Annotated in this window: 23 protein-coding genes and 1 pseudogene; 15 read left to right on the top strand and 9 right to left on the bottom strand. The window is 37.2% G+C overall.

Annotated features, from left to right (window positions below; all coding sequences use genetic code 11):
* Positions 1–37 precede the first annotated feature (37 nt).
* Positions 38–1,087, bottom strand: a complete 1,050-nt coding sequence (locus N784_RS06235) for an NAD(P)/FAD-dependent oxidoreductase (RefSeq protein ID WP_036833369.1) — start codon at positions 1,085–1,087, stop codon at positions 38–40.
* Between the two features lie 249 nt (positions 1,088–1,336).
* Between N784_RS06235 and dhaK the strand changes: the two genes are divergently transcribed.
* From dhaK to dhaM, 3 genes are read left to right on the top strand one after another with little or no spacing between them, the layout of a single operon-like run.
* Complete coding sequence (dhaK, locus tag N784_RS06230) at positions 1,337–2,323, top strand: dihydroxyacetone kinase subunit DhaK (protein ID WP_036833368.1); 987 nt, start codon at positions 1,337–1,339, stop codon at positions 2,321–2,323.
* Between the two features lie 15 nt (positions 2,324–2,338).
* Positions 2,339–2,953 (top strand): dihydroxyacetone kinase subunit DhaL, encoded by a 615-nt coding sequence (gene dhaL / locus N784_RS06225; protein ID WP_036833367.1) that lies wholly within the window; start codon positions 2,339–2,341, stop codon positions 2,951–2,953.
* Positions 2,954–2,975: 22 nt separating this feature from the next.
* Positions 2,976–3,347 carry a dihydroxyacetone kinase phosphoryl donor subunit DhaM gene (gene dhaM / locus N784_RS06220; RefSeq protein ID WP_036833365.1) on the top strand — a complete coding sequence of 124 codons (372 nt, stop codon included), beginning with the start codon at positions 2,976–2,978 and terminating at the stop codon, positions 3,345–3,347.
* Between the two features lie 171 nt (positions 3,348–3,518).
* Here dhaM and N784_RS06215 read toward each other — a convergent pair whose 3' ends face one another.
* The 3 genes from N784_RS06215 to N784_RS06205 form a co-directional block, all read right to left on the bottom strand.
* Positions 3,519–3,902: an SET domain-containing protein gene (locus N784_RS06215; RefSeq protein ID WP_036833363.1), complete on the bottom strand. Its 384-nt coding sequence runs from the start codon at positions 3,900–3,902 to the stop codon at positions 3,519–3,521.
* Between the two features lie 145 nt (positions 3,903–4,047).
* On the bottom strand, positions 4,048–5,604 hold the full coding sequence (locus N784_RS06210) for an ABC-F family ATP-binding cassette domain-containing protein (protein WP_036833361.1): 1,557 nt from the start codon (positions 5,602–5,604) through the stop codon (positions 4,048–4,050).
* Positions 5,605–5,679: 75 nt separating this feature from the next.
* Positions 5,680–7,029 (bottom strand): MATE family efflux transporter, encoded by a 1,350-nt coding sequence (locus tag N784_RS06205; protein WP_036833358.1) that lies wholly within the window; start codon positions 7,027–7,029, stop codon positions 5,680–5,682.
* A 225-nt stretch (positions 7,030–7,254) separates the two neighbouring features.
* On the opposite strand from N784_RS06205, the gene N784_RS06200 reads away from it, so the two are divergent.
* Entirely contained in the window at positions 7,255–9,282 is a 2,028-nt protein-coding gene (locus N784_RS06200) for a LuxR C-terminal-related transcriptional regulator (RefSeq protein WP_036833357.1), read from the top strand.
* A gap of 66 nt (positions 9,283–9,348) precedes the next feature.
* On the opposite strand, the gene N784_RS06195 is transcribed toward N784_RS06200, so the two are convergent.
* Positions 9,349–9,696 carry a DUF4870 domain-containing protein gene (locus N784_RS06195; protein WP_036833355.1) on the bottom strand — a complete coding sequence of 116 codons (348 nt, stop codon included), beginning with the start codon at positions 9,694–9,696 and terminating at the stop codon, positions 9,349–9,351.
* A 370-nt stretch (positions 9,697–10,066) separates the two neighbouring features.
* Between N784_RS06195 and N784_RS06190 the strand changes: the two genes are divergently transcribed.
* Positions 10,067–12,346: a YhgE/Pip domain-containing protein gene (locus tag N784_RS06190; RefSeq protein WP_036833352.1), complete on the top strand. Its 2,280-nt coding sequence runs from the start codon at positions 10,067–10,069 to the stop codon at positions 12,344–12,346.
* A 208-nt stretch (positions 12,347–12,554) separates the two neighbouring features.
* Positions 12,555–14,327, top strand: coding sequence for a methyl-accepting chemotaxis protein (locus N784_RS06185; protein ID WP_198134401.1), 1,773 nt, complete (start codon positions 12,555–12,557; stop codon positions 14,325–14,327).
* 120 nt (positions 14,328–14,447) lie between these two features.
* Here N784_RS06185 and lexA read toward each other — a convergent pair whose 3' ends face one another.
* Positions 14,448–15,077: a transcriptional repressor LexA gene (gene lexA / locus N784_RS06180; protein ID WP_036833349.1), complete on the bottom strand. Its 630-nt coding sequence runs from the start codon at positions 15,075–15,077 to the stop codon at positions 14,448–14,450.
* A 282-nt stretch (positions 15,078–15,359) separates the two neighbouring features.
* On the opposite strand from lexA, the gene N784_RS06175 reads away from it, so the two are divergent.
* The 8 genes and pseudogenes from N784_RS06175 to N784_RS06145 all read left to right on the top strand — a co-directional run bounded on the left by N784_RS06175 (position 15,360) and on the right by N784_RS06145 (position 21,067).
* Positions 15,360–16,019 carry a YneB family resolvase-like protein gene (locus N784_RS06175; protein ID WP_036833347.1) on the top strand — a complete coding sequence of 220 codons (660 nt, stop codon included), beginning with the start codon at positions 15,360–15,362 and terminating at the stop codon, positions 16,017–16,019.
* 95 nt (positions 16,020–16,114) lie between these two features.
* Entirely contained in the window at positions 16,115–16,348 is a 234-nt protein-coding gene (locus tag N784_RS06170; RefSeq protein WP_036833345.1) for a DUF896 domain-containing protein, read from the top strand.
* Positions 16,349–16,598: 250 nt separating this feature from the next.
* Positions 16,599–18,593, top strand: a complete 1,995-nt coding sequence (tkt, locus tag N784_RS06165) for a transketolase (protein WP_036833343.1) — start codon at positions 16,599–16,601, stop codon at positions 18,591–18,593.
* A gap of 163 nt (positions 18,594–18,756) precedes the next feature.
* Positions 18,757–19,194: a sporulation inhibitor of replication protein SirA gene (sirA, locus tag N784_RS06160; RefSeq protein WP_036833341.1), complete on the top strand. Its 438-nt coding sequence runs from the start codon at positions 18,757–18,759 to the stop codon at positions 19,192–19,194.
* Positions 19,195–19,265: 71 nt separating this feature from the next.
* The gene (locus tag N784_RS06155) at positions 19,266–19,487 is read left to right on the top strand and encodes a YneF family protein (protein WP_036833339.1); all 222 of its coding nucleotides are present in this window, start codon (positions 19,266–19,268) and stop codon (positions 19,485–19,487) included.
* Between the two features lie 267 nt (positions 19,488–19,754).
* Positions 19,755–20,180, top strand: a complete 426-nt coding sequence (locus tag N784_RS06150; RefSeq protein WP_036833337.1) for a Na(+)/H(+) antiporter subunit B — start codon at positions 19,755–19,757, stop codon at positions 20,178–20,180.
* A gap of 26 nt (positions 20,181–20,206) precedes the next feature.
* Positions 20,207–20,563, top strand: a pseudogene (locus N784_RS16240) (response regulator).
* Positions 20,564–20,593: 30 nt separating this feature from the next.
* On the top strand, positions 20,594–21,067 hold the full coding sequence (locus N784_RS06145) for a CcdC family protein (RefSeq protein WP_036833335.1): 474 nt from the start codon (positions 20,594–20,596) through the stop codon (positions 21,065–21,067).
* Positions 21,068–21,103: 36 nt separating this feature from the next.
* Here the strand turns inward: N784_RS06145 and N784_RS06140 are convergent, their stop codons facing one another.
* Both N784_RS06140 and N784_RS06135 read right to left on the bottom strand, forming a co-directional pair.
* On the bottom strand, positions 21,104–21,532 hold the full coding sequence (locus N784_RS06140; RefSeq protein WP_036833333.1) for a DUF2621 family protein: 429 nt from the start codon (positions 21,530–21,532) through the stop codon (positions 21,104–21,106).
* Between the two features lie 305 nt (positions 21,533–21,837).
* Positions 21,838–21,990: a small acid-soluble spore protein P gene (locus N784_RS06135; protein ID WP_036833332.1), complete on the bottom strand. Its 153-nt coding sequence runs from the start codon at positions 21,988–21,990 to the stop codon at positions 21,838–21,840.
* Positions 21,991–22,108: 118 nt separating this feature from the next.
* Here N784_RS06135 and N784_RS06130 point away from each other — a divergent pair, with 118 nt between their 5' ends.
* Positions 22,109–22,372 carry a hypothetical protein gene (locus N784_RS06130; RefSeq protein ID WP_269745323.1) on the top strand — a complete coding sequence of 88 codons (264 nt, stop codon included), beginning with the start codon at positions 22,109–22,111 and terminating at the stop codon, positions 22,370–22,372.
* Between the two features lie 38 nt (positions 22,373–22,410).
* Here N784_RS06130 and sspO read toward each other — a convergent pair whose 3' ends face one another.
* The gene (gene sspO / locus N784_RS06125) at positions 22,411–22,563 is read right to left on the bottom strand and encodes a small acid-soluble spore protein O (RefSeq protein WP_036833330.1); all 153 of its coding nucleotides are present in this window, start codon (positions 22,561–22,563) and stop codon (positions 22,411–22,413) included.
* Positions 22,564–22,662 lie beyond the last annotated feature (99 nt).

Here is a 22,662-nt window from a genome sequence, read left to right as displayed (position 1 = left end):
GGAAGCGAATGAACGACTTCTTGCTTTTTTGTGCATATTATAGCTTCATCATTTGTTTGATGAATTGTTTATTGCGCTTTTTGAAAATGTCATTATGGGAGGACACCATTCCACTTGCGTTCGCTTCAGGATCAATATATTGTTTTGCACGATTTACCGCGTTTGCTGCGTCTTGAAAAGCACCTGCGATTAAATGGAGTTTGCCTTCATGAGCTAGTATATCACCTGCAGCATATAGTCCTTCGACAGATGATTCACTCAGGCTGTTACCATCAATAAAATAATCCCTCACTCGATCAACTTCAATGTCACTATTGTCTAGTAACGATTTATCACGGTCAAAGCCATGATTGATAATTACATCATCGATAGCTAATGTGAACGTTTCACCAGTGTTGTAATTAGTCAATTCTACCTTCTCGATAACATCTTGGTCTTCACTTGCAATTAGCTTCGTAATAGAAGTGTGGAAAAAGCATTTGGCTGAACTATTTAGTAATTGTGACACTTGTGCTTCATGGCCTTTTAGTTGATCTTTACGGTATGTTACATATACCTGTTTAGCAATTGGTTCTAATTCATTTGCCCAGTCAATGGCCGAATTGCCGCCTCCAGAAATGATAACCGTCTTGCCTTTAAACCTACCTAGCGATTTGATTGTATATTGTAGGTTTGATATTTCAAATCGTTCCGCACCTTCTATATTTAGCTTCTGAGGATTTAAAATACCGCCACCTACTGCTACAATGACCGTTTTAGAATAGTGCTTTTCACCAGAAGAGCCTGTTAATACAAAAGAATCATTTTCCAATTTAGAAATCGATTCTACTTTTTCGTTCAAAACGATTTTTGGTTGAAACGTCATTGCTTGCTCGGTAAGTTGATGGATTAACTGCTGCCCAGTTAGTGGAGGTAGTCCACCTATATCCCAAATCATTTTTTCTGGATATACGTGAATTTTACCGCCTAATTTTGGTTGGTATTCAATGATTTTCGTCTTCATTTCCCGAAGTCCACTATAAAATGCGGAAAATAATCCTGCAGGTCCTCCGCCGATTATCGTAACATCAAAGCACTCATGCTTCATCTTACTTGCACTCCTTTTGAATTCCGTTTCTCTATGTTATTTATTGTTATTACTTATGAAGTCTAACACCATTGTAACCGAAATTGATTATCATTATCAACGAAAATAAAAAATTAATGTAAAATAGCAGCTGGTTTTGCATGATCACAGTATAATGAAAGTGGTGCGTTCCAATTGAATGTTTGAACGCTTAGATTAATCGGGTATACATAAATTCATAGTGAAAATTTTAAAAAGAGGTGTATCGCAATGAAAAAAATCATTAATGATCCAAACAGCGTCGTACATGAAATGTTAAATGGGTTAGTAACCACTTCGAATCACTTGAAGTTATTAGATAATTCAACTGTAATTGTTCGCACAGACGCTCCGATTCCAAATAAAGTAGGGATTGTGAGTGGTGGAGGTAGTGGCCATGAGCCAGCCCATGCTGGTTATGTTGGCAAGGGAATGTTAGATGCCGCGGTAGCTGGCGAAGTGTTTACATCTCCAACACCTGATCAAGTGTTTGAAGCGATTAAAGCGGTTGATACTGGAAACGGCGTTTTTCTCGTTATTAAGAATTACACAGGGGATGTGTTGAACTTTGAAATGGCTGCTGAACTTGCTGAAGCAGAAGGTATTCAAGTGGAAAAAGTGATTGTTAATGATGATGTTGCTGTAGAAGACAGCTCTTTTACAACAGGACGCAGAGGTATTGCAGGAACTATTTTCGTACATAAAATTGCTGGAGCGATGGCAGAAAGCGGTGCTCCTTTACAAGCAGTAAAACAGGTGGCTGAGAAAGTAGTAGCAAATGTTCGCTCTATGGGAATGGCGCTCACACCATGTACCGTACCAGCCTCCGGAAAACCAAGCTTCCATTTAGAGGAGAATGAAATGGAAATAGGTATCGGAATTCATGGTGAGCCTGGTATTGAACGAAAGCCAATAGCAACTGCTGAGGCTATCGCTACTGAGCTTACGGAAAAAGTATTAGGGGATTATGATTTTTCTGGAGAAGTTGCTGTGATGGTAAATGGCTTAGGATCGACACCTGAGATGGAATTACACATCATAAACAAAAAAGTACAAGCCATATTAGCGGATAGAGGAATTACTGTCTATAAAACGTATGTGGGAGAATACATGACAGCTCTTGAGATGGCTGGTTGCTCTGTTACGTTGCTAAAGCTAGACGATGAAATAAAACAATTATTAGATGCACCATCAGAAGCACAAGCATTCCGCCAATAGAAAGGAGAGTTATAGATGGAAATGCACGTTCAAGATGCCATTCAATGGTTTCAAAAAACGAACGAAAAAATACAACAAAATAAAGACTATTTGACGAGTTTAGATCAACCAATCGGTGATGGTGATCACGGAATTAATATGGCAAGGGGCTTTCAAGAAGTAGAGAAAAAGTTAAAGGGTGCAGAATATACGGTTGTTTCCGATGTGTTAAAAGATGTTGCTATGACGCTAATGTCTAAAGTTGGCGGAGCATCTGGTCCATTATTTGGAACAGCTTTTTTGAAAATGTCCATGGCCACCAAAGGGGCAGCCACTATTGATATAGCAACTTTGGCAAAAGGATTAGAAGCTGCCACTGAAGGAATTAAGCAACGAGGAAAAGCGACAGAACAAGAAAAGACGATGATTGATGTGTGGTCGCCAGTAGCATATCATGTAAAAGAAGCGACATCCATACAGTCAGAAGTGTTGAAAGAAGTTGCCAAACAAGCAATGGACAACACGAAAGATATGATGGCAACAAAAGGTCGTGGAGCCTATTTTAAAGAAAAATCAATTGGACATATCGACGCCGGTGCAGCATCTACGTACTACATTTTTGAAGCGTTAGCAGAAACATTGAAGAATTAGAAATAAAAAGGAGGATTTGCTAATGAGTAAAGTTGGCATTGTACTTATTTCCCATAGTGCTAAAGTGGTAGAAGGAATTAAAGAAATCATCCGCCAAGTTGTTAAAGATGTTCCTATTGAAACCGCTGGTGGAACAGATGAAAATGAAATTGGTACAAGTATGGAGAAGATTCAAACTGCTATTACCAATGCAAATCAAGGAGTGGGAACATTAGTCTTTTATGATATTGGTAGTGCAAAAATGAATGCAGAAATTGCAATCGAAATGGCAGAAACTGATCAAGTGACATTAATCGAAGCTCCGATACTTGAAGGTGCTTACGTTGGAGCAGTAGAAGCGAGTATGGATAAATCACTAAATGAGATATGTGCAGCAGTGGAAAAAGCTTTTTAGATAAATAGGAGAGCTGAGGGTGATTCGTCATTCACAGTTTTTTTATGTTGGAAAAGGGATAATAGTTTTCGTACAAAGCGATCGACTCCTCTAGTGACACTTATAGAGTACAGGCTATAAAACAGGTGTATAAACGTCAAGAAAGCACCCGTCTAAAGGGTGCTTTCTTACTTAGTCTTCTTCTTTGTTAAACCATAGCGGATCTTCGTTATCCACTTCACCATTGTAATTAATAAATATTTCTTCGCCTGCTTGTATGTCTCTGTAAGCATAAAAGTCGAATGAATGATTGGCGAAATTAATTTCATACGTTGCATTCGGTTTATAGGAATGGTTGAACATCATGCCATAGCCTAACAGAAAGGCCGTATGATGTTCGCCGTATTCAAATGCATAATCAGCAAGTCTAGTTTTTTCAATATGTTCATGTTCTTCGTTTGGATAGGCAATTACTGGTGCATCGTGAATTAATTCCCCTTTTGCAATATTGCGGGTTGCAAATACACCTTTATCCAATTCATCACCGGTAATTGTGGAAGCTCTTACTTCTATCATCATTTCCCCTACTTTACTATAATTTCCTCTGACCTAGCTAGTTTGACACGTTAAGATGGATAATGCAACTTTTTAAATTTTAACTGCTTGGAATATGTATGTTAGGCCTAGCGTTATAATGGTGTCATGCTAGGTCTAATTGCTATTAAAATACTTTTGTCGTCCAGTCTTCACAATTCCAAACATCGGTTACGATATCCTGATAGAAATCAGGTTCGTGGGAAATGAGAAGTACACTACCTTTGTATTCTTGTAGGGCGCGTTTTAGTTCATTTTTTGCATCGACATCAAGGTGATTGGTAGGTTCATCAAGTACAAGTAAGTTTGTTTCACGGTTTATTAGTTTACAAAGTCGTACTTTGGCTTTTTCCCCGCCACTTAACACTTGTACTTTGCTTTCAATATGCTTTCTTGTAAGTCCACATTTGGCTAAAGCACCGCGAACTTCATATTGTGTGAAATGGCGAAATTCTTCCCAAACTTCCTCGATGCACGTATTGTTGTTATCCACTTTTATTTCTTGTTCAAAGTAACCAATGTGCAGGTGTTCTCCTAATTGAACAGAGCCGGAAATGGGGGAGATTTCTCCTAAAATACTTCGTAATAGTGTCGTTTTACCGATCCCATTAGCTCCGGCCAAAGCGAGCTTCTGACCTCGCTCCATTGATAATGTAAGTGGCCTAGAAAGTGGCTCATCATAGCCAATGACGAGGTCCGTCGTTTCAAATAAATATTTACCTGGAGTCCTTGCTTGCTTGAAGTGAAATTGTGGTTTCGGTTTTTCCGCATCTAACTCAATGACATCCATCTTATCAAGCTTCTTTTGACGGGACATTGCCATTTTACTCGTTGCAGCATTGGCTTTATTCCGTGCAACAAAATCTTTTAAGTTGGCAATTTCTTTTTGTTGTTTCTTATATGCCGCTTCTTTTTGTTGCTTCTTCATTTCATATACCCGAAGAAATTCATTGTAGTCTCCAGGATATCGAGTAAGCTGTTGGTTCTCCATGTGATAAATGAAGTTGACAACACTGTTTAAGAATGGAATGTCATGGGAGATTAATATAAAGGCATTGTCGTACTCTTGTAAGTACCGTTTTAACCATTCAATATGTTCGACATCTAAGTAGTTAGTAGGCTCATCTAGTAATAAAATATCTGGTTTCTCTAACAGTAGTTTAGCCAATAACACTTTCGTTCGTTGTCCGCCACTTAGATCGTGAACATCACGATCTAAACCGATATCATTTAGTCCAAGTCCATTAGCGACCTCTTCTACCTTAGCGTCAATCTTGTAAAAGTCGTTGTTCGTTAATGCATCTTGTAAACGCCCTGTTTCTTCAAGTAACTGTTCTAGCTCGTCGGCATCCACTTCTCCCATTTTGGCAAACAAATCATTCATTTCTTGTTCCATATCAAATAAATATTGAAATGCGGTTCGCAATACATCACGCATGGACACTCCTTGTTGCAGTTGAGCATGTTGGTCTAAATACCCAATACGTACATGTTTCGACCAGTTAATATTTCCAGAATCCGGCTCTAATTTACCGGTAATAATATTCATGAAGCTAGATTTCCCTTCACCATTAGCTCCAATAAGTCCGATGTGCTCTCCTTTTAATAAACGAAAGGAAACATCGTCGAATATTGCACGGTCACCAAAACCGTGACTTAAATTGCTTACAGTTAGTAAACTCATCTATAAAACACCTTTTCTTTTATAAGTTAATCCTTACCTATTATAAACCCCATTATAGAAAAGATACAGGCGTATTTAGGAATTCGTAATGGGTGTTTTTACTTTAATGACACGTTTCCTAACAAACACGAATAAACATAGTGCGACGACAGCTTCCGCAACAGGTAAAGATATCCATATACCAACGATTCCTAACCATTGAGGTAATAGCCATAAAGCAACAAATAGTAATACATACCCCCTTACAAGAATAATCATAACAGAAGGCCGTACTTGTCCGATTGATTGGAAGTAGGTCGTATAAATGAAATTGATTCCCATATATATGTAACCTAGAAAAAATAAGCGAATACCTTTTACTGCCATTGCTTGGATGTCTGAAGAGGCAATACCAAACAAGGATACTAGTGTCGGTGCAAAAATGAATCCTACAATGAAAAATAGTGCACCTAAAAACAGTGCAGCTCTTTCTGAGATTTTTAGCGTTTCTTTCATACGTGCTTTTTCATTAGCGCCGTAATAAAAACTAATCATCGGTTGGATCGTACTACCAATACCAATGAAGGCGAGAAACATAAAAGCGTGTAAATAATTCACAACAGAAAAAGCTGCTACCCCTTCAGTCCCTACTATATTTACCATACGAAGGTTATAACCAATCACGAAAACGAGTGCCCCTATTTCTGCTAAGAAGCTTGGAAAACCAATGGTGAAAATGTTTTTAAAAGAATACCAATCAAATGAAATAGATACTAGATTTAATGTGCGCTCCTGTTTCATAAAATGGGTAAGTAGAACGATAAATCCAATGACAGAAGCGATGATTGTTGCTAAGGCCGCTCCTGTAACACCTAGATTCAATAGAAAAATAAATAAATAATTTAAAATGATATTGGATAGCGAAGTAATGATTAGGCTCACCATGGCTAGAGTTGGGTTGCCATCATTACGCACAAATATACTTAAGGCATTTTCTAGTCCCATGAACACCCCGAATCCGATTAATATACGTAAGTAATCAACGACATAGGTGAGTGTATCCTCATTAGCTCCTAGTATGAGGGCTAATGATTCTACTTTCCATAACCCAATCAAACTGATGAACGAAATGATGACAGTGACTAACACCATAGCTTGCGTAAATAGCTTTCTCGCTTTGTGGAGCTTATTTTCACCTAAAGCCATAGAGTAGAGAGCACCGCCACCAATACCTATCCATAATGAAATGGAAATAATGATAGAAAATACGGGAACAGCAATATTTACAGCAGCTAATGCCACTTCACCAACCCCATTGCCAACAAAGATTCCATCTATAAGAATATTCACAGACATTAGCATCATGCCGATTAAGGAAGGAATGAGATATTGGAGAAATACTTTATGTACAGGTTGTTGCATTAATTTGTGTTCTAGATTAGACATTTTGAAACCTCCTGATTTATTTGACGTTATTGTATGAACAAGATAATCGAAAGCTTGGTGATGCTTGAAGCGTTTTTTTCTTGTGATTTTGTACAATTGTCTCTCATTATAAATAATAGCAAAATAGGAGGAGAATAAGGTAATGATTAAGTGTTCGGAATATTATATGTTTAAAGTATAATTAGCTTTAAAGAGAAATCAAAATTATGTTAGGAGGAGAAGGCGATGCGTCATCGATCGTTTGAAAGAAGTTGGAATCATTATCTTTCATTTATCGAGGCGGACCATTTAATAGGCCGAAAAGAAGAGGTTGCTTTGTTTCATTCATTTATTCACCGACAATGCGCGTCAAAACGTATTATAAATATCGTTGGAATGGGTGGGATTGGAAAGACGTTTTTGCTGCGCGCATATCACCGTATTGCTCAACAAGAAGGAGTTGTCTTTCTTTCCCTTAATAGCACCGATTTCTTATACTCACCTTCTATTTTAGTAGAGCAAATGATGGTTTTGCTTTGTGCCGATCCAAATTCAACTCCCACTCACTCGAATACGAATGGAACGCTTTATGATTGTTTGCAAGTATTGAATCAAATCGCAAATAACCGTCAAGTTGTGGTTGCTATTGATACCTACGAAGAGATGGGTGATATGGATAGGTGGTTCAGGGAATTCTTTTTGAGACATCTTGATGAGAATGTTTTACTCATCTTGTCTGGTCGACAACCTTTACGCGGGGAATGGATTACGAATCAAGCATGGAGCGATAGTCTGATCAATTTACATTTACGAGAATGGGGTTACGAGCAAGCGTGTTTCTTTTTAAATAAAAGAGGCATTACAGAGATAGAGAAGCAGAGTGACTATTGGCATTTCACAAAAGGGCATCCACTTGCCTTAGCGCTGTTTTCTAAGGAGCATAAGGAACAAGCGTCATCGACTTCGTTTGCAGTTAATGTACAAGCAATCTCCCATTTAATAGATCGACTGCTGCGAGAAGTGAAAGGAGAAGCGTTACATCGGCTTTTAGAAGCAGCCGTAATTCTAAGGCATTTCGATCAATATTCATTAAGTTACGTATTAGGAGAGGACGTTTCATCGACAGAATTTCACCAACTTCTCTCTTTATCATTTGTGAAAAAAACAATAACCGGTTGGACGGTTCAAGAATTCATCCGTTCGATATTACGGATAAGTATTAAGCAAAAACATCCTCAGCGGTATAAATCCTACAATAAACAATGTGCTTTATACTATTTACATCACATTGATATAAATGATGAGTATGCATGGCAAGTTGGAGAGTACTTTTATCACCTTGGGGAGGAGGTTATTCAAACTGTTTTTTTTCAAGAGTCGCACATCTTTGATCAAACACTAGAGCAAGTAGAGGAAGATAACTTTCATGAGGTGGAGACGTATTTCCAAAAAAGACGTGCAGAAAACGCTGCAAGTAATGCACTTTATTACAATCGGGACAACGATAAAACAATTCCATACTATGTATCAGCGAAGCACAATGAACGAGAAAATGAACTGATTGATGCAAGTTATGTGAAGGAACTAGGCTATAACGTGTGTCATTTAGTAAAAAATCGTCAAGGCGATACGATTGGCATTTCAATCGTAATACCAATTAATGACGAAACAGTTCCTATTCTTAAGACCAAACCAGTTTCACGTGCATATTTCAGGCAATTATCGACTGCAACAGAAAAACCGAATAGCAATCCAAACAGTGCTTATTCTGGTTGGTTTATTCGGATGCTCGATTGTTTAGATTATGAAGACGCTAAAACTCGTTCTTTTTTATTATATCGTTTATTCCCACTATTGCTATCGGGAGGAAAAATTGTTATTTCAACCCCCATTCCTTTCTTTAAACAATTGATGCAAATGTTTGGATTTATACAAATTGAAGGTGCTACCCATTATGATTATGGGAACGACACTCCTTCTCCAACGTATGTGCTTGATGTTAGCGGGACCAAACTTATTCCGTATTTAAAGCAATTATCAGAAACATTTATTTTTGAAAGAGATGATTTACACAGAGTCGCTGATCGTCTTCAATTAACAAGAAGGGAGAAGGAAATTTTTATGTACGTGCATGAAGAGTATAGCAATAAAGAAATTGCGGAAGAACTTCACGTTACAGAAATAACAGTGAAAAAACACGTCAGTAATATTTTAAAGAAATTTGGAGTTAAAAATCGCACGCAACTAGTAAAGCGGGTAATGGAAATGACGTAAGTAAATAGTAGAAAAGAACAGACTAATGAATTCACAAAGCCTGTTCCGCTATGATGTAATTACCTTCTATTTGACATCAGGAAGTTGTATAATGGTGTATTTACCGATTACAGGGAGCGGTTTCATTTCTCCTTTAGAGGCATTAATAATACCGATAATAAACAATACAAATGCAAATAACGTACCTAAAGGCATAATAACTAACCACCCAATAACAGGAATAATTGAACCAATGGTGTTCAGGCCAATTGCAACGATTAACAGTAGTAGCCCTTGATTAGCGTGATACATGGCAAATCTCGATTCTTTTGCGACGAGAAGCGGAATAAAGAATATAACATAAGCTAAGATCGCCATGATTTTATGCTCCTCTATGTCCTTTTGTCCGTTTATCGGTTTCTGTTCCGTTTCCATCTTTCCCCCACCTTTCTTTGTTGTTGTATGGTTGGCTTATTTATACAATACTACGGTGTGGCAGAATGAGATACTATACTACAGTATAATATTCAGACTATTTTAACTTAAATACCATTTTAATGATGAAATAGGATGTTTAAGGTACTGTGAATTAATAACAATTAACGGGTGTAATTTAAATGGGGAGCGAACGACATTTGAAATTACAAAAATGAAAAAATGATAACACGATATATGCATCTATACGGTGCATTTTTTTATTATTCTGGTGTAAACCTTTACAAATCGCGGTTCGTGACATAATGCTAAAAGAAGTTGTATAATATAAAATCGAGCAACAATTTCTTTAAATGTAGGAGTCGAAAGTATGAAAAATATTTTGAGTATATTCATTAGAGATTGGAAAAGTATTGGTACGAACTGGGTAGCAGCTGTTCTCATAGGAGGACTAATTTTTTTACCATCTCTATATGCATGGTTAAATATTGAAGCGTCATGGGATCCATACAGCCAAACAGATCAGCTTCCGGTTGCATTGGTTAATGAAGATACAGGGGCGACAGTACGTGATACGGATATCCATGTCGGGAATGATCTTGTTGATACTTTAAAAGAAAATGATAGCCTAGAATGGCATTTCACAAATCGCGAAGAAGCAATGGAAAAATTAGAATATGGGGATTATTTTTCAGTAATCGTCATTCCAGAAGACTTTTCGGAGAAACTAGCTACTGTTGTAAAAGATGAACCTCAAAAAGCGCAAGTTGAATACTATGTGAATGAAAAATCTAACGCCATTGCACCAAAAATAACTGAAAAAGGTGCAAGTGTTATTGTCGATCAAATAAAAAACACATTTATAGCAGAAGTAAATGGTACGATATTTCAACTATTTAATGATATAGGCCTTGAACTAGAAAAAGATTTACCGGACATTAAGCAAGTTGAAAACTATGTGTTTAAGTTAGAAGACAGTCTTCCAAAAATACACGATATGCTTACGAGTGTGGATGCAGACTTGGACGAAGCACAAACTATTATTGATGACTCACAAGCATCAGTACCTGAAGCGAAGCGGGTCGTAAATGATGGTATTAATACAATTGATGACACACTTAGTTATTTAAATGAAGCAGAAAAAACATTGAATGAATTATCGCCAAAAGTGCAAGAAGATTTAAAAACAGCTCAGCAAACTGCCAGTGATGTTAATAGCTTTTTACAACAAGTGCAGTCTATAGACATAGACTTGAATCAAGGCAACAAACTTCAGGAGCAAATCTTACAAGAAACAGATGTGGCGCTTAGCAATATTGAAACAATAGAAACAGTATTGAAAAATGTTCAAGATCAATTGAATCAAGAACAACAAATAGACAATGGTTCAGATTCTAATAACGAAGAATCACAGAAAGATGAAGAAAAGGAAACGAATCAAGACAACGATTTACCAAACGAAGTGACACAATTATCTATCCCGAATGATTTACTATTGAATGAAATTGATCAAGCTTTAAGCAATTTAGGCACTATGAAAGAAGCTTTACAAACGATTCAAACAGACACAGAGGAAATAGGCACGTTCCTTTCTGATAAACAAAAAGAAGTAGACCAAGCAATAGCTGATTATGAGAAGAAATCTGGTGAAACTGCTCAAGAAATTGATGCTTTTCTAAAAGAGTATAATGAAAATATTGAGCCTACTGTATTAGCCACGATGGAAGATGCGAAAAATACTCTAACAGATGGAAAAGTGATTTTACAAGACATTCAGTCGATGATTCCTAAACTAGAAAAAATCCTATCTAGTTCAGAAACAAATTTAGCAGAAGGTCAAGAAATCGTTGATTTTATGTTAAATGAATATCCTTATGTGAACGATAAAGTGAATCATTTAGCGGACAACATTCGTGAATTTCAAGGTGAGACGGATATAAATGAAATTATCGAGTTATTACAGAACAACCCAGAAGCCGAACAAAGTTTCTTTGAAGAACCAGTTACGCTAGAGTCTCATTCTAAGTTTCCTATTGCAAATTATGGAACAGGAATGACACCATTTTATACCGTATTGTCCATCTGGGTTGGTGCACTGTTACTCATATCGGTTCTTTCGACTAAAGTAGTGAATGAAGAGCAATACACGAGTAGGCAAGAGTATTTCGGTAAATTACTTACGTTTATGAGCATTGGTATTCTACAAACACTTATTGTCACGCTCGGAGATATCTTTATATTAAAGGTTGATGTTTCTTCACCAGTCTTATTTGTTTTATTCGGAATGTTTATTAGCACGATTTTTATGACGATTGTATATACTCTTGTTTCTGTCTTTGGAGATACTGGTAAAGCAATGGCTATTGTACTTCTTGTATTGCAAATTGCAGGTTCAGGCGGTACTTATCCAGTCGACTTATTGCCACCTTTTTTCCAGAACTTACATCCATTTTTACCATTCTCTTATGCTATTGATTTAATGAGAGAAGCTTTAGGTGGTATTGTATGGACACGTGTTCTTAGAGACGTGGAGTTCTTACTATTATTTAGTTTCGTCTTTTTGATAATAGGTTCTTTCTTAAAAGCTTTATTGAAAAAACGCACCAAACAATTAAAAGAAAAGTCGCAAGAAACAGGACTATTTCATTAATGATATAAACTTCTCCTTAAATTGATTAAGGGGAAGTTTTTTTATGTGTAATGGTGGATTTCTTTACATTTTTGTGTCAATTGAAGAAAAGAATGAAAATCAGGAAAGAAAAACCGATATAATAATTAAATGGTCATACATAAGTGGTATAACATGGTTGTTTTTTGTTTTTGTATTGTATATTTTATTCACAGAAAGGATGTTGGTCATGAAATCAGTCAAGAGTAAGATGCTTCTTACATTTGGAATCGTATTATTCATATCATTAATAGGTCTAGGGGCTTATGATATGTCTAATGAACTCATGAATCACAAACAAGAAATCAATGAATATAGAGAGACGTTAATGGCGAATTATGATACGAAAATAAAAAACGAGGTCGAGACAGCTGTTTCGTTATTGCATTATGCTCATGACCAACAACAAAGTGGATCACAAACAGAGAAGGAAGCAAAAGCTTATGCTGCTCGTTTAATAAAGTCGCTAGAATACGATGAATCGGGATACTTCTGGATAGATGATGTTGATGGGAATTTAATCGCGCATCCGATGTTAGCTGAAGCGGAAGGAACGAATCGTATGGACATTCAAGATCCAGAAGGTACTTATATATTTAAAGAAATTATTGCAGCTGCAACGGAGCAGAAGAATAATGGCTACACTAATTTCATGTTTGAAAAACCGAACGCGGAAGGACTTGTACCGAAAAGAACGTATTCACAATTATTTGAACCATGGGGCTATATAGTTAGTACAGGTAATTATATTGATGATATAGATGCTATGGTAACGGAGAAAGAATCAGAAATGATGGAAGTTTTAAAGCGTGATATGTACATTCAATTTGGCATTCTTGCTTTATTGTTAATTATCTCAAGTATCATTGCTTATATTTTTAGTAACCGTATATCTCGCCGTGTTACGAGAATGAGAGAACATGTCAATCAAGTAGCGAAACAAGAATTGCCTTCAAGCCCATTAGTGATGGATACAAATGATGAATTCAATGATTTAAGTGAAGCCATTAATACAATGGTCGATAATTTAAAGGGAATCATTACAAATGTATACGCTTCTTCAAGCCAATTAGACCAACAAAGTGAAGAACTTTCCCAGGCGGCGAATGAAGTGAAAGAGGGAAGTGCACAAATTGCTACTACGATGGAGGAGTTGGCAGTAGGAACAGAAAAACAAGCGACAACTGTTACTCATTTATCCGCATTAATGAGCGATTACGTTGAACGTATGTATGAAGCACGTGACGGTAGCAATGCAGTAGCGGAGAAGTCGACACAAGTGCTTTCGATGACGCAAGATGGACAGCATAAGCTTGAGCATTCCGTTGAGCAAATGAAATCGATTGATGACATGGTGAAACAGTCAGTAGAAAAAGTAAAGGGATTAGAACATCAAGCACAAGAAATATCTAAAATCGTTCTAGTTATTAAAGATATATCAGAACAAACGAATCTGTTATCGTTAAATGCAGCTATTGAAGCAGCTCGTGCTGGTGAACACGGCAAAGGGTTTGCGGTCGTAGCGGATGAAGTGCGAAAACTAGCGGAACAAGTATCAACTTCATTAAGCGATATTACGGAAATAGTGAACAGCATACAATCTGAAACGGAAGTAGTAGTAACCACGTTAACATCTGGCTATGTGGAAGTAGATGAAGGTACGAAGCAAATGGAACAGACGAAGCAGACATTCGAGAAAATCAATGAATCCGTATCGAATGTTGTCGATCACATTCAGGGGATTTCTAGTCATATACAAACTGTAACGGAAAACAGCAAGAATATGAATGATTCTATTCAAGATATCGCCTCCACATCTGAGGAAGCAGCTGCAGGAGTACAAGAAGTTGCGGCATCGTCCCAACAATCTAGTATTTCCATGGAAGAAGTAACGAACAATTGTGTTGAATTAGCAAATGTGGCTGAGAAGTTGAAAAAGCAAGTCGGAAAGTTTCAAATGTAAAGTGGTAGGAGAAAACGGAATCTTGATAAATGAGTGTCTGTTTTCTCCTTATTGTTTTATGTAAAAAGGAGCAACTACGACGTATGTCGTGTTGCTCTTTTTCATGTCTAGCCTTCATGATTAATGTATATTTCGATATAGTCCTATAACTTGACCTAATATCATAATGTTTTGTACTAGAATCGGATCCATTGTTGCATTTTCTGGTTGCAAACGTATGTGATTTTTTTCTTTGAAAAATCGCTTAACAGTCGCTTCTTCCTCTTCTGTCATTGCTACAACAATGTCGCCGTTTTGTGCGGTTTGCTGTTTACGAACGATTACCATATCACCGTCCAATATTCCGGCTTCAATCATGCTCTCCCCTTGAACAACAAGGACAAACACTTCGTCATCAGCAGTAGCTAACGTATCAGGTAATGGTACATATTCTTCAATATTCTCAATGGCAGTAATCGGTATTCCAGCTGTTACCTTCCCAATTACAGGAGCATATGTTGCCTCACTTTTGGGAATATGACTTGTCGCTTCAGCCTCTAAATCTAGTATTTCTATTGCACGTGGCTTCGTAGGATCACGACGAATGAATCCTTTCTTCTCTAAACGCGCTAAATGTCCATGCACGGTAGAACTAGATGCAAGCCCAACAGCTTCTCCTATTTCTCGAACGGATGGCGGATACCCTTTATCAAGCACGCGTTCTTTAATGAAATCTAGTATGGCTTCCTGCCTTTTTGATAGTTTTGTCATGATTCATACACCTCGAACATATGATTTGTTACAAGTATTATATCACGTCTTGTTAAGGGATACAAACATTCGTTCGTAAAAAACGTTGACAAGAACGAATGTTCGTATATAATAAAAAATATAACCGAACAAAAGTTCTTATGCGGAGGGAATCATATGTTTGAAAATATGTCGAAACTTGATATCATTTATTTATTATTATTCATAGCGAGCTTATCATTTATGTATTATGCTTTAGTAACAAGTTAATGGTAATCTAGTTTTAGAAAGATAGGAGAACGTATGAAAGCAATTATTTATTGTCGTGTTAGTACAGAAAAAGAAGCTCAAGTGTCATCTTTGAAAAGGCAACGAATAGAACTGACGCAATTAGCAGAAGAAAATGAATTTGAAGTGGTCCAAGTCATCGAAGAGCAAGCGAGCGGCTACGATGTAGAACGAGATGGGATTTTTCAAATGTTACATTTTTTCACAAACGAAGAGGCAGATGTGCTTCTCATTCAGGATGAAACAAGATTGGGGAGAGGCAATACCAAGATTGCTTTATTTCATCAGTTAAACAAGCTCCATATTCCTGTGTATAGTATGACGCATAATGGGGCATTACAATTATCCGAATCTGATTCTATGGTATTGCAAATTGTTGGAATTGTAGAAGAGTATCAACGAAAGATTCATAATCTAAAGATTAAGCGAGGCATGAAACGTGCAGTAGACAATGGTTATAATCCACTTAATAATTTATCAAATCAACATTTAGCAAGGGGACGAGAAAAGAAAGAGTTTCCAGTTGAAGAAGTTGTTCGATTGCGTCAAAATGGTTTAACATTTCATGAAATAGCTGCCACGATGCGCGGGATGGGGTATGATGTTTCAAAAGCCACCGTACATCGTCGTTATCAACAATATCAATCACTTGAAATGCAAGAAGATAAACGGTAATATGTTCAAGAAGAAAGATAAGGTTTATCGAAGAACTTGCTCTTTCCAAAGTGAATGTTATACGTTTTATATTGTTGAAAAGGGGAATAACGTTTATGCTTTCTCAAGAAAAATTAGCTCGTATTAATACGTTAGCAAATAAATCGAAATCAGAAGGATTAACCTCAAAAGAAAAAGAGGAGCAGCAGCAGTTACGTCAAGAATATTTAAAGAATGTACGTCAATCCTTTAAGAACCAACTACAATCTGTTACCGTTGTCGACCCTGAAGGAAATGACGTTACTCCAGAGAAACTAAAGCAAGCGAAGGCGCGCAATCAGAAGCATTAAAGGGAGTACAGTCCGACCTGTTACGACAATTGTTGTAGCAGGTTTTTTGTGGAGCATGATTTTACCTTTAGTAGGAAATAGTAAGAAGAAGAAAGCAGGTTATGTCGTATAAATGATGTAACTTAAAAAAATAGCTGACAAAGGAATTTCATATTTATTTATGAAGAGTGCTTGTCACTAACGCGATTTCATTATAGGATTAAAGTGTTACATAGTTCACACTTGTGAAGGATGAAAGGAGTATTTAATCATGGTACAAACAATAGAACAACAATCCATTAACGCAATTCGCACATTATCTATTGATGCGATTGAAAAAGCGAACTCAGGTCACCCAGGTATGCCAATGGGAGCAGCACCTATGGCGTATACTTTATGGGCGGACGTCATGAATCATAATCCGAAACATTCGAAGTGGTTTAACCGCGACCGATTCGTGCTTTCAGCTGGTCATGGTTCTATGTTGTTATATAGCTTATTACATTTATCCGGGTATAACGTTACGATGGACGATTTAAAATCCTTCCGTCAATGGGGTTCTAAAACTCCAGGACACCCTGAATACGGTCATACAGATGGTGTGGAAGCGACAACTGGACCTCTTGGCCAAGGAATTGCAATGTCGGTTGGAATGGCGATGGCAGAAGCACACCTTGCAGCTAAGTATAATAAAGAACAGTTTCCGGTAGTCGATCATTACACTTATGCGATTTGTGGTGATGGGGATTTAATGGAAGGGGTTTCTCAAGAGGCAGCTTCGTTAGCAGGTCATTTAGGCTTAGGTAAATTAGTCGTACTTTATGATTCTAACGATATTTCTTTAGATGGGGACTTAGATCGATCCTTTACAGAGTCAGTTGAAGATCGCTTTAAAGCATACGGCTGGCAAGTAATCCGTGTAGAAGATGGTACAGACATCTCTACTATTCGTGAAGCACTAGTTGAAGCGAAAGCAAATGGGGATCAACCTACATTAATTGAAGTAAAAACGGTAATTGGTTACGGTTCTCCGAATAAATCAGGTAAATCAGCTTCTCACGGTGCACCACTAGGAGAAGATGAGACGAAACTTACGAAATCACATTACAGTTGGGAACACGAGGCATTCTGCGTACCGAATGAAGTTTATCAAGATTTCGAAGAGAAAGTACAAAAGCGTGGTGCTGAACAAGAACAACAATGGAACAAATTGTTTTCTTCATATAAAGAGGCGTATCCACAGTTAGGTGAAGAATTAGAGTTAGCCATGAATAATGAACTACCTCAAGGTTGGGAAGAAAAGCTTCCTACGTATACAGTTGGCGAAGACAAGCCTGCAACACGTGCTGCTTCTGGAGATATGATCAACGCATTGTCTAAAGCAGTCCCAAGCTTTTTTGGTGGAAGTGCAGACCTTGCTGGTTCGAATAAAACAGCTGTAAAAGGGGAAGAAGACTTCTCACGTAAAGACTATTCAGGTCGGAATATTTGGTTTGGAGTTCGTGAATTTGCCATGGCTTGTGCGATGAACGGTATGGCCCTACACGGTGGTTTAAACGTGTACGGAGGAACATTCTTTGTATTCAGTGACTATTTACGTCCAGCAGTTCGTCTATCTGCTCTTATGCAAACACCGGTAACCTATGTATTTACACATGATTCTATTGCAGTAGGAGAAGATGGACCAACACATGAGCCTATTGAGCATTTACCGTCTCTACGTGCAATGCCGAACTTATCCGTAATGCGTCCAGCTGATGGAAACGAAACGAATGCTGCATGGCGATTAGCGCTTGAAAGTAAGAACCAACCAACTGCACTTGTGCTAACGCGCCAAGGTCTACCTACACTAGAAGGTACAAGCTATGAAGGTGTGAAAAAAGGTGCCTATACTATAAGCCCTGCGCAAAAAGAACAAGCAGATGCATTATTACTTGCAACAGGCTCTGAAGTGCAATTAGCAGTACGAGCACAAGAAACTCTACGTGAAAAAGGAATTGACGTTAGTGTTGTTAGCATGCCGTCATGGGATCGTTTCAACGAACAAGATCAGGCGTATAAAGAACAAGTTCTTCCACGTAACGTTAAAAAACGTTTAGCAATTGAAATGGCAACTCCATTCGGCTGGGAACGTTATGTAGGAGATGAAGGTGCTGTTCTAGGCATTGATGGATTTGGTGCTTCAGCTCCAGGAAATACAGTGATGGAACAATATGGATTCACTGTAGAAAATGTTGTAGCAAAAGTAGAAGATTTACTAAAATAATAAAGTGCAACGTCTAGCCTTGTTTATGGGGCTAGACGTTTTATTTTTCGGAATAGCTAATTATTCTTCTTGATTCGACAAAACTTGTAGCCGAGCCCTTGCTAAAAGTGACACCATTTTTACCATTACATGTGTACAATGGCTCTCATAGGAGGGACAGGCTATGCGTGAATATGTGATGTATTGGATTAAGGACGAATACTCTGTTCATTACTTTTATAAAACTAATATTTTGTTTCAATTTTTGAAAGAATGGAGAGACGATAAGCATCATTCAATTTATCATAAACAATTTTACGAAATAACGAATGCGTTACCAATCGATACACTTATACAATCTATAACGAGAAAACTACGCCAACCAGTAGAGTTGTGCTTTGATGAGAATGAAGCCTCTTTCCTTATTCACCACAATGGGAAAGTGGTTCAATTAACACAGAAGGATGATCGGGAAATACGATTATATGCGGAAAATTTACTTCAAGCAGAAGAGATGCTTTTTCACGCATTAAGGACCTTTCATCCCGCATTTTTCATCATCGATACAACATATAGTCATTATGGTTGGATTGCCCCAATTAAAAATAGAGCAATTCTCTAGCACGCTATTGTATTCTTGCCATTGTTCTAATATAATGTGTGAGAGACAACTTGAAGGAGGAAAATTGTGCTATGAGTACTATTTGGGTTATATTAATTGCTCTTATTGCCCTACTAGCTGGCGCAGCCTTAGGATTCTTTATCGCCAGAAAGTACATGATGAATTATTTGAAGAAAAACCCACCAATTAACGAACAAATGCTAAGAACTTTAATGATGCAAATGGGCCAAAAGCCATCCCAGAAGAAAATTAACCAAATGATGCGTGCAATGAACAATCAACAGCAAAAATAGTGGTTGCCATTATAGCGTTTAAATAAAGTTGGATTAATTTTTATTGTATCTCTTATTTCCATATCGTTCATTAATTACAGAACCACTTTTCATAGTGAAAGGTGGTTTTTTATGTACTTCCTATCGAGATGTCATGAATAAACATTAGTTATCCTCTGATGACATTTCAGGTTACGTTACTACATAAGAAACAAATTAAATTGATATGGTATTATCATTTAATTTGTTTTATGATAGTGTTATGCTGTTAAAAAAGGAGAATTGTCAATGAGAACTAATGACTTAATATTACGCACAACAACGAATCTAATTGCTTTCATTTTGTTGGCATTTTCTGTTTATTTGTTTTTGGCTGGACACAATGCTCCTGGTGGTGGGTTCATTGGAGGATTAATGACTGCCGCTGCCATTGTGCTCATGTACATGACTTACGGGTTTGAGTCTGTTAGCAAGATAATCCCGATTAATTTCCGTTTTCTTATTCCTGTTGGTTTGCTTATTGCTGTGTTAACAGGAATTGGTTCCTTTCTGTTTGGTGCTCCTTTTCTAAGCCAAACGTTCGGTCATTTCTCTGAAATACCGATCCTTGGTGATGTGGAGCTTGCTACGGCGATGTTATTTGATCTAGGGGTTTATTTAACGGTTGTTGGAGTAACATTGACCATTATATTAACTATTGCAAATGATCAATAGTCGTTACCAAGTGAGGAGAAAATGAAATGGCAAACGTGTTAATCGTAGCTGACGCCAAGTTTATGTGTGACATTATCGAACATTTTGCAAAAAGATAGACACACCATAGTGAGGGAAGCGAAAAATGGCTACGAAGCTGTGGAAATGTATCGCTTGTTAAAGCCTGACTTCGTAACGATGGACATTTCGATGCCAAAGTTAGATGGGATAAATGTGCGGAAACAAATTTTACTGAACACTTTGATGAGAAAGTGATTCAGTGTTTATCAGTCGGGCAACAAAGGTTAGTCTTTAGTGCAATTGAGATAGGGGCAAAAGAATTTATAATGAAACCATTTGATGAAAATCGTGTATTAGATGCGGTCGAGCGTGCCCTTACATAACTGGAATGGATTCTAGAAAGAGTTGATTTTATGTTGGTCGTAGGTAGTACGATTGTAGCAGCTTTAATGGCGGTTACGATGATTTTCGTTCGTATGCGTGCTGCAAAGAAACCTGCTTCTGTAAAGAAAATAATTCTGCCTCCAGTATTTATGAGTACTGGTGCGCTAATGTTTTTATTTCAACCGTTTCGAGTAGAATGGCTACAAGTTGTGGAAGCTTTTACATTGGGTGTATTTTTTTCCATATTTCTCATAAAGACTTCTAAGTTTGAAATAAAGGATCAAGATATTTATTTAATTCCCTCCAAAGCATTTGTATTTATTTTGTTTGGACTATTAATTGTACGTATCGTTTTGAAACTTATTATCGGTAATGGTATTTCGTTAGGAGAAACGAGCGGCATGTTCTTTTTGCTTGCTTTCGGGATGATATTATCTTGGCGTATTGCTATGCTTCTACAATATAAACGGTTGGAAAAGCAACTAGCACACTCGAATCATTAATGTAATGAATAACCCTCTGCTTGGAGAAGCGGAGGGTTATTTTTCAAATAAAGGTAAATATGGTTGAATGTCGATGTTTTTATCGTGTAGGGTCTTTTTAAGAAATTTATGATCTCTTTTTGGTGTAGCGAGAATGTATCCTTCAATGATGACGTCCTCTGAGATAGTAGATTTGTTTCGTTCCAGTGCTAACTGACTAATTCGTCCCGCTATCTTTTGTTTGGCAACGTCACGAAATAGTTCTGGTACAGGTTCTACTAGTTCTTCTAAGAAACCTCTTTGATCTTCTCCCCACATATGTAATGTTTTATTAATATAATGTTCTTCCCAATCAATTATGGACTTCCCATCTTCTTTAGGTAAGCGTTTTAGAAATTTACGAAACATAAAGTAACCACCAATAGCTAATAAGATAACCATGGTGAACGTCCATCCAACGATTAGTACGGAAACAATGGTACTCATTCCATCACCTTTTCTATAACAATCTTTCCTTGATAGAATATCATAGAAAATACATTAGGTCTATTATTCAACCTAGAAGAGAAAAAGGTGCTACATTTCGTTTTAATACGTAAAGTCGTGTATCCAATATGGCTATACAAGATGCTTTGTTCGACTCATGATAATGACCATTTTGTGAAAAAATAACAAAAGATGTGCATTTTATATAATGCAAGGCGCGTTATTTAATTAAAACGGTTAGAGGGGAATAAAAATTAGCCCCACTGACCGTTTTATTATTGAATATGCTTCGTCCATTTTGCTTGTTACATATCGTGAGAGGCGTGATTTTTTTGTTTAGAGTGGTTTTGGTTTTTGGTTTTATGAGAACCACTTAAAGCCTCCCCGTATGGTTGTTGTGGACTTTTTGGTAGTTGGTTTCGCTCTTGTTGTTTAGGGCCTTTCGGTTTACTTGGCACAGTTATTCAACCTCCTTTAGATCGTTAATTGTATTGTTTGAAAACTCGAATCAAATTATCCACGTATCGCTTTATTTTTCCTAACGCATACTAATGGAACAAAGGAAAGGAGTGTGGAATGGTGCCTTATCATAAAAATAAACAGCAAGCGTTTCAAGCTGCTCAGCAAGGGTTTCAACAAGCTTTAGATGCGAATGATAATCGCGTTAAAACAATTGGAAAAGCAGAGTATGGAAAGGAACTAGCCCATTTGACGCAAGAGATGAACGAAGCGTTTGTACAAATAAATAAAGCGCTTGAAGTTGCTAGTGAACATCAATATAATCAGCTTAAGCAATACGAACAAGACTTAATGACGATTCAAAATGAAATGGACCAATAAGAAAAGCCGGCTAGCTGGGAGTGAGCTAGCCGGTTTTCTTATTGATTATTTTTTCTTTTTTTGTTATTTTGTCTTTCTTCTGGGGATAGTGGTTGCTGAGGAATTTCCTCATTATAACCAGCTCCTTGCCCTTGTGCTTTAGCGGCATTCATCCCAACCCGTGCATGATTTGCTTTCCGCTTACTACTCACTTGTATCACCTCCTATTGCTTATTATGAGAATATATGTAACGAATTATTTTACTTATAAATCGTTTTCATATAAAATATTAGTTGGCAGATTATCTTAC

It is taken from the genome of Pontibacillus litoralis JSM 072002, from assembly GCF_000775615.1.
Taxonomy (GTDB): Bacteria; Bacillota; Bacilli; order Bacillales; family BH030062; genus Pontibacillus; species Pontibacillus litoralis.
The sequence above is the reverse complement of the archived record's forward strand: the minus strand, read 5'-3'. Positions and strand labels throughout refer to the sequence as shown.